This is a genomic window from Kiloniella litopenaei, from assembly GCF_000982415.1.
Lineage (GTDB): Bacteria > Pseudomonadota > Alphaproteobacteria > Kiloniellales > Kiloniellaceae > Kiloniella > Kiloniella litopenaei.
The window spans coordinates 196,600-207,471 of sequence record NZ_LANI01000002.1; the positions used below are offsets into that span (position 1 = coordinate 196,600).

Below are 10,872 nucleotides of genomic sequence, written 5' to 3' on the forward strand. Positions count from 1 at the left end.
TTCAACTGCCCCGCCAATGAAGAGGCATAAGATTAAACGTCCGGTTATGACCTTTGACATATCTGTTAATCTATCTGGTTTAGAAGAAACTTTCTTCAAGCAAGGTTCGGATCAAAACTCTGTGAGCAATCCCGCCAGAAATCGAACAATCAAATTTTCAAAGATTAAAGATAGAGAGGCTGGCTATCTAAAGGCCGACTACCTAAAGGCTGGCCCATGTACCCACGCCACCAAGGCATAGCGTGTCCCCTTTGTCACCGGGCGCACCTGATGTTGAAGAAAGCTAGAGAAAATTACAGCCGTTCCCTGATCTTTCGGAGCTGACCAGTTCTTGCCCTCGTTATCAACGCTCAGTTCTCCGCCATTGTAGCTTGCGCCATGGCTCAACTGGATCGAAATAGACAACTTGCGGCTAACCGTTGAACCAGAGGCACCAATATCCATATGCGCACCATAATGTCCCGCAGGTGCCTTGGGGTCTTCGGGGGCATCATATCTGATCAGCTGGAGCCCCTCTTTAAAGTCTTCCAGATCAAACTGAAACCAATCCTGATTGACCCGAGACACCAGCCCGGCAAGTTTTTTAAAAAGCCATGATGTTTCATTGGTATCATCCAGCCACAAATAGCTGCATTCACGAAGCGAGCTTTTGACCCCGCCCGCCAGCTTGGCATCAGCCACATCGGGTGAGCCTTCAAACAGATCAATCAGCTGCTGACACTCCCCGGGGGACAGTACTTTTTCCCTCACACAGGGACGGGTCATCTTCATGGTAACGGTAGCTCACAATTTAAAATATGCACAATCCAGTTGTGGGTATTTTGGCTATAAAATACAAGAGAAAAATTTTAAAAAACAATTGTATATTTTAACTGCTCCGTGCATTCTCTATAAAAAAATAACGATCTATTTCAGGGTTCTAGGCTAAATCTGTAACAACTTATAATTATAAAATACAAAGTAGTTTCAAATATAAGAATATAAAAATAATAACGACGGAAAGCGATTGTGGCAGACTTGTGATATGCTGCACGCGTTAACGACACATTAGTATTTTTCGCCTCAATATGATGTCGTCAGGGGAGTCATAATGAAAAAAATAGAACGGCGAACGTTTTTGAAAGGGGCTGCCGCCCTTTCAGCTGGTGGTATCGTACTCAAAGGTATCACCGACAGCGGTTTCAGTTACGCACAGGAAGTCCTCAACAGTACATCACCGCTGGGCATTTCCGACGATCTGCGCAACCCACCGGAATTACGATCTGTGGACGGTCAACTCCGCGCAGAGATCTATATGAGCTATAACAAGGTTGAACTGCCCAGTGGCACGGCGCTGTTGCGGAATTTGAATAACAGCCTGCCCGGCCCCACCTTGCGGATTGATCCCGGTGATACTCTCGAGCTCGCGTTTGAAAATCGCATGCCGGAAAACACCCCGGATCAGCCCACCGAAGTGAACATTCCAAATCACTTCAACACCACAAACATGCACTACCACGGCTTTCATGTCAGCCCAAAGGGCAACAGTGATAACGTCTATCTGAACATCGAGCCGGGGCAAAAGTTTAACTATGTGGTCGAAGTTCCCGATGACCATCCGGCGGGCAGTTACTGGTACCACCCCCACCGCCACGGATCTGTATCGGCACAGGTTGCATCCGGTGCCGCAGGCATGGCCGTGATCACGGGTACACTGGATGACGTGCCGGAAATTAAAGAAGCCGTGGAACGCGTTCTGGTTATTCAGGCGCCGATCCCCGGTGTTGATGGCATACTGGATGCCGAAGACCCGATCTGGCCACTTGATGCAGAACGCGACTTTCTGGTCAATGGCGAATACAAGCCCCGAATTTATATCCGCGAGGGCGAAGTCCAGCGCTGGCGCATTCTGCACGCAGGTGATGCCCAGTTCTTCCCCTTCAAGATCGACGGTTTGGAAATTTACGAAATAGGCCGCGATGGCAACCCTTTGCCCAAGGCTCAGCGCCGGGAAGAAATTCACCTTGCCCCCGGCAATCGTGTTGATGTCCTGGTCAAGGGTGTAAAACCAGGTGCCTACCTACTGCGCCGTCCATTTTTTGATCAGGGGAAAGCATCTTTGCCCCCTGTGCATCTCGCCAATATCTTTGTCATCCCCAAAGATGACCCACGTGTTCCGGTGGGTATTCCTTTTGGCCGGGCTATTCCACAAGGCGACCTGCCTAAAAACCGGATATTGACAGATATAACAGACGACGAACTGACAGGGCATCGCAAGATTGTTCTGGGCGTCGAAGATGTAAAGGGCTTCTTCCACGATACGCTCTTTACCATCAACGGCGAACCATTTGATCCCAAGCGTGACGATGTGGTTTCCAAGGTTGGCGCCGTCGAGGAATGGACCCTGATCAATACAACACCTTTCCCGCACCCGATCCACATCCATGTGAACCCTTTTCAGGTTCGATCCATCAATGGTGTCCCTGATCCTGATAAACCGTGGATGGATACCATAGGTGTCCCTGCCGCAGGGTCTGTGACCTTTCGAACCCGTTTTCTGGATTTCTCGGGCCGCTATGTCATGCATTGTCATATTCTCCCCCACGAGGATACGGGCATGATGATTAATGTGAATATCGAAGCTTAGACCCGCGCAACGAACTGGATTACTGAATATGACGAAATTATCCACAATTTACGCCACCAGTGCCCTTTTGGTTGGTGGCATATTCCTTGGAAACAATGCAATAGCAGATACAGCTGCGTCCTCTCCCACACCGAACCCGATCCCGGCATCAGGCTCGCAATGCCTTTCCTGTCACGGAGAGGATGGTCGCCCGGCACTGGCTGATGTGCCCATCATCGCCGGGCAACAACCGATCTATCTGGCAAATGCCCTGCGCCATTACAAAAACGGACAGCGCACAGGCGGCCAAGCCCTCGTGATGCAGGAAATGGTCAAAGACCTCACCGATAAAGATATTGAAGAACTCGCAAAATGGTTTGGAGAACAGAAATGAGAAAGTTCCTATTAAACACAGTTGCCGTAGCAACACTTGTTACTCTGTCTCTGACCGGTATCGTACAGGCTGACAGTACTGCCAAGGTCGATAACAACATCTATCTGACCTCACCCGAGGGAGAGCAGCTGTTCCGTGATGCCGAAATTTCAACGGATTATCTGAAGCTGGCGAGCTATCTGGAAAGCGAACATATTCTGACCTTCTGTGGTCCGGCGTCTATCGCCGGGGTCATGAATTCACTGGATATTGAGCGCCCGCAACCGCCAGAGCTTTACCCTTGGCCGCTTTTTACCCAGGTATCAATCTTCACCCCGGAAAACCAGAAGGTGAAATCCTATGCCATGGTCGAGCACGAAGGTCTGGAATTGCCACAACTGGCCCAGTTCTTCATCAATCTGGGAGCGAAAGCAGAATTTAAACACGCGGATGATTTCGATGAAAACTGGCTGCGTGAAACCATTACCAAAACCCTTGCAGATCCTAACAAGCGCTTTGTAGCAAACTATTCGCGAAAGCCAATCGGACAAATCGGTGGCGGCCATATCTCTCCTGTCGCAGCTTATGATGCCGATACGGACCGCGTTCTGGTTCTGGATGTCGCCCGTTACAAATACCCCCCTGTTTGGCTCACCATTGCAGAGCTATACGGTGCGATGATGGACAAGGATTCCACATCAAACAGAGCCCGTGGTGCCGTCATCGTTAGCCAATAGATCCACCGGATCGCCAAGAGCCGTATAAAAAAACAAAGCCTTTATAGAGGCCGTCAGGAGAATTGAAGATGAAACTAAGCAGACGCTCTTTGCTTGCCTCTGCTGCGCTGATCCCCTTGGCAGGACAGGCACAGGCCTTGAGCCTGGGGTCGGGTTCGCGGGTATTTAGCGAAGCAGTTCGCCAGATCGGTGGTGTGGTTGATATCCCCAATCACATGGTCCGTGCGGTCGAGACCGAGTTCCTGACCGTCTATGGACAGGATGCCATGAACACCTTTATTCAGCTGGTTGACGGACGCTCGATTACCGAGGCCCTGACAGATGCCAGCGATGATTTCAAAGACCAAACAAAGCTGATTGCCCGGGTTCTCTATACAGGGGAAATCACCCGCACAGACGAGAAAGGCAACAGCACGACAACTGTCCCTTACTACCCCTGGTCACTGGCCTGGTCATCCCTTGCCTTTGCCAAGGCCCCGGGTATTTGCGGCGGCCCCAAGTTCGGGCACTGGACGCACGGCCCCCTTAAAGGGAGAGAGATGTAATGGCTGACGAAAATAAAATGAATGCCGATGTCGTTATCATCGGGGCTGGCATGGCCGGGGCACACCTTGCCAGATCTCTACGCGAAAAAGATATCGATGTCCTGATTTTGGAAGCCGGGGACAGACGTCCACGTGGCGATTTCCTCAAGGTTTTCTATGAAAACCCGGTCAAGGGGCCTCAGGCTCCCTACCCAAGTATTCCTTCTGCCCCCCACCCGGAAGACAACAAGTACGCAGACTTTTATGTACAAGACAAAGATACGTTGAAAGAAAACCTCTTTATCGGGGCCTATTTGCGTATTTTTGGCGGTACAACGTGGCATTGGACAGGTTTTGCAGACCGCTTGCGTCCGGCAGATTTCCGCATGAAGAGCCTCTATGGTGTGGCCGAAGACTGGCCCATTGACTATGAGCTTCTGGAACCATTCTATGAAATCGCAGAGAAACGCTGGGGAGTAGCTGGTGACCCGAACCACGTCTGGGGTGCACCGCGAAAGACACCTTATCAGATGCCGCCAATCCCCGAGACCTATCTGGATAAACAGGTCACCAAAGCTCTGACCAAGATGGGACTGCACTCGGCGATCTTCTCTCATGCCCGTAATTCGGTTATCTATGACAATCGTCCGGTTTGCTGTGGGAACAATACCTGTGTGCCAATCTGCCCTATCGGAGCCAAATACGATGCCTCTGTTGATGCACAGAAGGCCGAGGAAGAAGGTGCACGGGTCGAGGTAAACGCCCTTGTGACCTTTATGGAAGTTGATAAAAACCAGAAGATCACCCGTGTCAAAGTCCAAAAACCGGATGGATCAACCTTCTGGGTTGGCGGCAAGGCCTTTGCGCTTTGTGGTCATGCCATTGAAAACCCCAGACTTCTTCTCAACTCCAAACAGGAAACAGCAAGTAAAGGCGTTGCAAATTCGTCTGATTCTGTCGGGCGTTATCTTCTGACACAGGCCAATCAGGATACCACCGGTTTCACCCCGGACCCTGTCTTCCCCTATCGTGGACCGCAGCAGACATCGGGTCTGGTCGAACGCCGGGATGGTGAATTCCGAAGCAAAATGGCCGCCATCGGAACGTCCTTTATGAACAACGGCTGGTCTGGGAACAGCGATGCCATCAACATGGCGCACGATCTTATTGACCAGGGTGTTGTCGGGGCAGAGCTTTCAAAACAGATTAACGAGAAAGTTTCCCGTCACTTGCGTCTCAATTCCTCGGCAGAGGTCTTGCCGGATCGAAATAATCGGCTGGAACTTTCCGACCAAATGGACACCGCTGGCATCCCCAAACCCAAGATTACCTTCAAGATGGATGACTATACCAAACAGGGCCTCAAGGTCGGTCTGGACATAAATCTGGAAGTTTTCAAGAATATGGGCGCGACAGAGGTCAAACACAACGACCCTTACCTGTCCAATGCCATTATCGGCGGCACGACACGTATGGGGGCCGATATCAAAACCTCTGTCGTCAATGCCGATCTGGTTGCACACGATCACGACAACCTTTACATCATCGGATCCAGCAGTCATGTGACAACCCCGGTTAACGCCCCGTCTTTGACCATTGCAGCCCTTGCCATTCGTGCAGCGGGACACATGGAAAAGAAACTGGCCGAAATGCCATAATGACCCTCGTGATTAATAAAAAACAATTGCTGGACAAGTCTGGTACTTGCTCAATGAACAAGGTTTAAACTCAATGAACAAGCTATTTGGCGTTGTCAGTCTGGCAATTCTCTCTTTTGTCTTCCTCGGAAACGCATTGAAATCGGTTGTTACCTCTACCGTTTTTGTTTCCGAGGGCGAGTTTGCAAGTTTCCTGAATATCTCTGTCGACAAAACCCAGATTTTGGTCGAGTTGTTGATCGGCAGCTCTGTCATGGCATTGGCCGTTGCCCCTTTCTTACTTACCCGTCAACGGGCACACAAAATCGCATCAATCTCTGCCTTGGTGGCCGCGGGATGTTACGCCGCACTCGGCCTGACCATGACCGTGGGCCCCGCACTTTTTGTGCGTGAGTTGATGGTTATCATCACCTTTGCCCTTGGTGGGTTCTTTATTTCCTTCTTTGCCCCCATCGCACAGCTAGCCATTAATGATGTAGAGAATGAACGCGAACGGGTTTTTCTGACCACTGTCTGGACATCTGCGCAACCCGTCGCCTTTTTGATTACGCCCCAACTGGTAAAATACGTCGCTCTGGATATTGGCACCGGGAATTACTTCCTGATCTTTGCGATCTTTCCCCTATTCTACCTTTTTCTGACCCGTACGGTGTTGAAGACACCGTCCGCTCCATCGACAGGTGGGGAAACGTTATCAAGTGAAAAGATAGACTGGCAGACCATTGGCTTTATCATCATAACTATCGCGGCCTTTGAAGCCTGGACCTTATCCAACTCTCTGTCGGGTGTGATCTCTGCCACCAGCCTTTCCTTTATGGGCGCTTTCTTTGTTATCGCCTTGATTGCCGGGTTTTATCTAAAGAAAAAGCGGCAGGAAGAAATACTTAAAAATGGAAATATAGAAACCGTAAAAAAGGGTCTTCCACCCACAGCAACTTTCCTGCTGATTGGCCTTTTTATTTTAGAAGTACCCTCCACGGGGTTCTTTGATGGCGCGTATCTTATTCGACACCTCTGCGCCCCGAGCCTGATCGAGGATCGTGCTTCTTTAGGCGCGGCGTCCCAGATTGCAGCTGTCGCGCTCGGTGGTGCTCTTTTTGTGCGCTGGCCACGTTTAATGCCCCTGTTGTTACTCTCGGGAATTCTGCTCTTGCTCATCGGGTCACTCGGTTTTATTCGCTACCCCGATCTGCCCGTCGATGCATCCTTTTTCTACACTTCGAAAATGGTTGCCCAGGCTGGCATGGGACTGGTCACCACTGTTATCGTCGGCGTGGTGATGGCTGAATGCCGCGGTAATCCCGTTATGGCCCTACTGCCTGCATTGGTCATTATGTTCGGGACAGAGTTCGGGTTGGAGATCCTTGAAATCGTGTATCAGGGTGCCAAGCTTTATGGCCTTCAGGAAGTCGAAGCCTATCGCGTTATCTTCTACGCACAGATCATTGCCATCCTGATCGCCTTGATCCCCTGTATCGAAGGGCTCTATCTAAAACACAAACAGGTACGCAGAGCAGCACATGAGCAAAACTGATTTACCAATTCTGGAACAACGCCGGATAGAGGCAAATATCATCAAGCCCATATATGATGAAATGGTTGCCGAAGTCGGGGTTGAGCGGGCAAAGGCAATTTTAAAGAATGCCATTGTCAAGAATGCGATCTCGCACGGCAAAGCCTATGCAGAAGCCCAAGAGAATGCCACGACACAAACCACGTCGCTTCTGAGCTTTCATGCGCTTCTCCCCCAATGGATGGCCAATGGCGCACTGGAAATTGATATTCTGCAAGAAAACGAGAAACATGTGGATTACAACGTAACGCGCTGTCGTTTTGCAGAAATGTACAGAGAAATGGGACTGGGCGAGATTGGTCACATTCTGTCCTGTAGCCGGGATGGAACCTTTTGCACAGGCTATGACCCCAAAATTAAGTTAGCGCGTACCCAAACCATTATGGAAGGCGCAAGCCATTGCGATTTTCGCTATCGCTACTGCCCAGATCATGAAAAAGATAACGATTAAAACAGATAAAAATCAGGGGCCACCGGAGCCAACACACCTTCAATAATCAAGGCCTCGGCCCAATAAACAGCCCCCCGGTCAGATAAAAATAGCCCCCCAAATAAAATAACCCCTGAAGCGATAGGTCCCGCACGGGTTTCCTTTGCTTCAGGGGCTTTATTTATCAGCGATGTAAAAAATAGTCCGCGTGCTGTTATCCCAATACATCCAGACTATCTGAATCCAACAATGACTTGATTGCATCCAGTTCAGACGTACCACCACTGAGCAGGTTCACGTTATCCAGTTCGATTGTAACGCTATCGCCACCCGGTAGCGCACCATTGCTATCAACGGTAATGGTTGTATCCGAACCATTGGTTGACACATTCAGATAATCATCCAGCGCAGCAGCCAGTTCAGAATTATCGCTTGCAGCTGCCAATGATCCATCATCGGTCAATAGTTCGCTAAGATCCAGAACATCACCCTGTCCGACATTAAAGCCGACAATGGTATCTGTATCGCCAGCATCTGCGCCAGAGAACTGATAGGTGTCTGCGCCTGATCCACCGTTCAGCGTGTCATCGCCCGCACCACCAATCAAAAGGTCATCACCGCTTTCGCCAGAAAGAATATCGTTACCAATACCACCGATCAGCGTATCATCGCCGTCGCCTGTCCACATTCTGTCGTTCCCAGCACCACCATCAACGGTGTCATTACCAGACCCATTGTAACGATCATCAAAGGTATCATTGCCACCCCCAAGGGAAACTTCGTTATCCGCGGCACTACCATAGACATAATCACCAAAATTTGTCGCGATCAGGTTATCAACACCTTCGAGGCTGTCATCACTGACCAGTTCTTTAGACAGTCCGACTTTACCTTTGATTTCAGCATTATTGGCACCGCCCGAAGGAGCATTGGCACCACCAACGGGGCCACCGTCATAATCCAGAAATGCCTGAATACCCGCAGTTGCTGTTGAATAGTCAGCATTGGCACCATCGACCGTCAAACTTAAGGTGCTGGATGTTGTATCCCCGTCACCATCGGTAACTTCATAGGTAAAGACATCCGTTCCCGCACCCTGTTCTTCGGTTGTAAAGCTGACCTGACGCACAAAGTAATCAGATGAATCACCCTTTCTGCTTCCTCCATCAGCATAGTCAATCGCATCAAACACCAGATATTGGAACTTTACGCCCCCGGTATCGATTGTCGCGGTGCCCACATTACTGCCGTTATAATCAATTGTCGGATCATTCAGAATGCCGGACGCAACTTTGTTGCCATCGGAATCATAGGCTGTCCATTGCCCCTGTTCGCCCTTACTCTCTGTTTTGTAGAGGTTCGAAACCTTGACAGTGGCAGAGGTCGCATCAGCCTGTAGGTCAATAACCAGCTTTTCACTCTGCCCGGTTTCCGCGTCATGGTTGATCTGCTTTGGTGCAGGCGATCCGCCCGACACGCCAATACCACGGCTGCTGAATGTTACATTTGCACCTGTGTTCGCCAAGGCGTCAAAGTCTGGGGTATCGGTCATGCCATAGGCATAGAGCTTGACATCACCCCAATCACTGCTGCGGCCACCCGTACCGGAACGGCCAACAGAAAAATCACCACCAGCCTGATACCCTGTCGCCGTATAGGTGTATGCCCCATCCGCAGAAATCTGCAAGGTACCGTTTGCGCCAACAATCTCTGTCACACCGTCCGGGGCAACTGCATGCTCTTTACCTTCAAAGGTAACAGATGTAACCGAACCGCCGTCCGCTCCAACACCGTCGTTATCAAGCACATTGCCGGTCACAGTGGTATTTGTACCTGTACCCGCCAAGGTTTCGCTATCGGCAACAGCAACGGGAACATCATCTTCGATTGTAACCGTAACCGCCGTTTCAAGGACAACCTCGTCACCATCGGTATCAAAAGCCTTGAACGCACCGGAAATATCCAGATCAAGTGACTGACCGTCATCATTGGCAGGGTCGTTTGGTGTATGATCAATCTGATCTTTAAGGACAAAGTTAAAATCATCACCGTCTTTGGTCAGCTCAAAAACAACACGTTCCCCGTCACCAGACCCGGCAACACCCTGAACGGCAATAACGGTACCTGAACCATCTGTAATAACTTTATAGCTTACGGCTTCGCCCTGGGACGTTACGCCAACCGGACCAGCGATATCTTCGTTGAAATCAAATCCACCCAGACCATCGGTTCCGGCATCTACCGTTGTCGCCAAGGCTTCAGAGGTAATGGTAATCTCTGTTGTCTGATCCTGACCGGATTCAGCATTGGCCCCTTTCAGGGCATCTTCATGTACCTCGACATTAACAGGCGCCGCACCATTGTTCACCGGCACACCGTTCAGTTCAGCCAGGGTTTCTTCGTCGCCATCGTCCAGCAGGTTAAAATTAAGCTCTGTGCGTCCCAGTGTATCTTGCGCATCCAACAGATCGACAAGATTACCCGTTTCATCATCATACTGGCTACCGCCGCCACCTTGCGGACCAGCACCTGCACCCGCCGCTGTTTCCAGGGTTTCCCCTGCGCTCAATGCCTGTGCCTGACCGATCAAAAGACCCGCGGACAGTTCAACACCACCGATAATGAGAACGGGCGCATCAGCGCCCTGGGATGCATCAACCAGGTTTTCAAAAACAATCCGACTGTCGGATGAACCATCGCCATTATTATCAAAGGTCAAAACAAAGTTATTGCCTTCAATAACCGGGGTGGCACCCGAAGCATCAAAGTTGAGGTTGGCTGTCTGCCCCTTACCAAGCGCAATCGTCGATGTCTCGCCCTCATTCGGGGCAGTCACATCGATGACAGTTGCCGCCTGTCCAACGAGCTGCTCTTGCCCGCTTTCACCAGAGACACCATCAGTAGATTGGTTCGAGATCACATCGCTTGCAACTTGGGTCAACACATTCACCATCAACTAAATTTATATCCAC

At 50.3% G+C, this 10,872-nt stretch carries 9 protein-coding genes; 7 read left to right on the forward strand and 2 right to left on the reverse strand.

Translation table 11 applies throughout. The features are described 5' to 3' along the window. Positions 1-198: 198 nt before the first annotated feature. Positions 199-771 carry a 2OG-Fe(II) oxygenase gene (locus tag WH95_RS02585; RefSeq protein ID WP_052741736.1) on the reverse strand — a complete coding sequence of 191 codons (573 nt, stop codon included), beginning with the start codon at positions 769-771 and terminating at the stop codon, positions 199-201. 319 nt (positions 772-1,090) lie between these two features. Here WH95_RS02585 and WH95_RS02590 point away from each other — a divergent pair, with 319 nt between their 5' ends. From WH95_RS02590 to WH95_RS02620, 7 genes are all read left to right on the forward strand, one after another. Next, positions 1,091-2,626: a multicopper oxidase family protein gene (locus WH95_RS02590; protein WP_046502578.1), complete on the forward strand. Its 1,536-nt coding sequence runs from the start codon at positions 1,091-1,093 to the stop codon at positions 2,624-2,626. Positions 2,627-2,654: 28 nt separating this feature from the next. Then, a complete protein-coding gene (locus tag WH95_RS02595) occupies positions 2,655-2,999 on the forward strand; it encodes a c-type cytochrome (RefSeq protein ID WP_052741737.1) in 345 nt (114 codons plus the stop codon). Beyond that, positions 2,996-3,715 (forward strand): phytochelatin synthase family protein, encoded by a 720-nt coding sequence (locus WH95_RS02600; RefSeq protein ID WP_046502581.1) that lies wholly within the window; start codon positions 2,996-2,998, stop codon positions 3,713-3,715. Before WH95_RS02595 ends, WH95_RS02600 begins: the two co-directional genes overlap by 4 nt. 68 nt (positions 3,716-3,783) lie before the next feature. Next, entirely contained in the window at positions 3,784-4,260 is a 477-nt protein-coding gene (locus WH95_RS02605) for a hypothetical protein (protein ID WP_046502583.1), read from the forward strand. Continuing rightward, complete coding sequence (locus WH95_RS02610; RefSeq protein WP_046502586.1) at positions 4,260-5,897, forward strand: GMC oxidoreductase; 1,638 nt, start codon at positions 4,260-4,262, stop codon at positions 5,895-5,897. The genes WH95_RS02605 and WH95_RS02610 overlap by 1 nt, the downstream gene beginning before the upstream one ends. Positions 5,898-5,970: 73 nt before the next feature. Further along, positions 5,971-7,431, forward strand: a complete 1,461-nt coding sequence (locus WH95_RS02615) for an MFS transporter (RefSeq protein WP_046502588.1) — start codon at positions 5,971-5,973, stop codon at positions 7,429-7,431. Next, positions 7,418-7,921, forward strand: a complete 504-nt coding sequence (locus tag WH95_RS02620; protein ID WP_046502591.1) for an L-2-amino-thiazoline-4-carboxylic acid hydrolase — start codon at positions 7,418-7,420, stop codon at positions 7,919-7,921. The genes WH95_RS02615 and WH95_RS02620 overlap by 14 nt, the downstream gene beginning before the upstream one ends. 193 nt (positions 7,922-8,114) lie before the next feature. Here the strand turns inward: WH95_RS02620 and WH95_RS02625 are convergent, their stop codons facing one another. Continuing rightward, the gene (locus WH95_RS02625) at positions 8,115-10,841 is read right to left on the reverse strand and encodes a type I secretion C-terminal target domain-containing protein (protein WP_162199370.1); all 2,727 of its coding nucleotides are present in this window, start codon (positions 10,839-10,841) and stop codon (positions 8,115-8,117) included. Between the last annotated feature and the right edge of the window lie 31 nt (positions 10,842-10,872).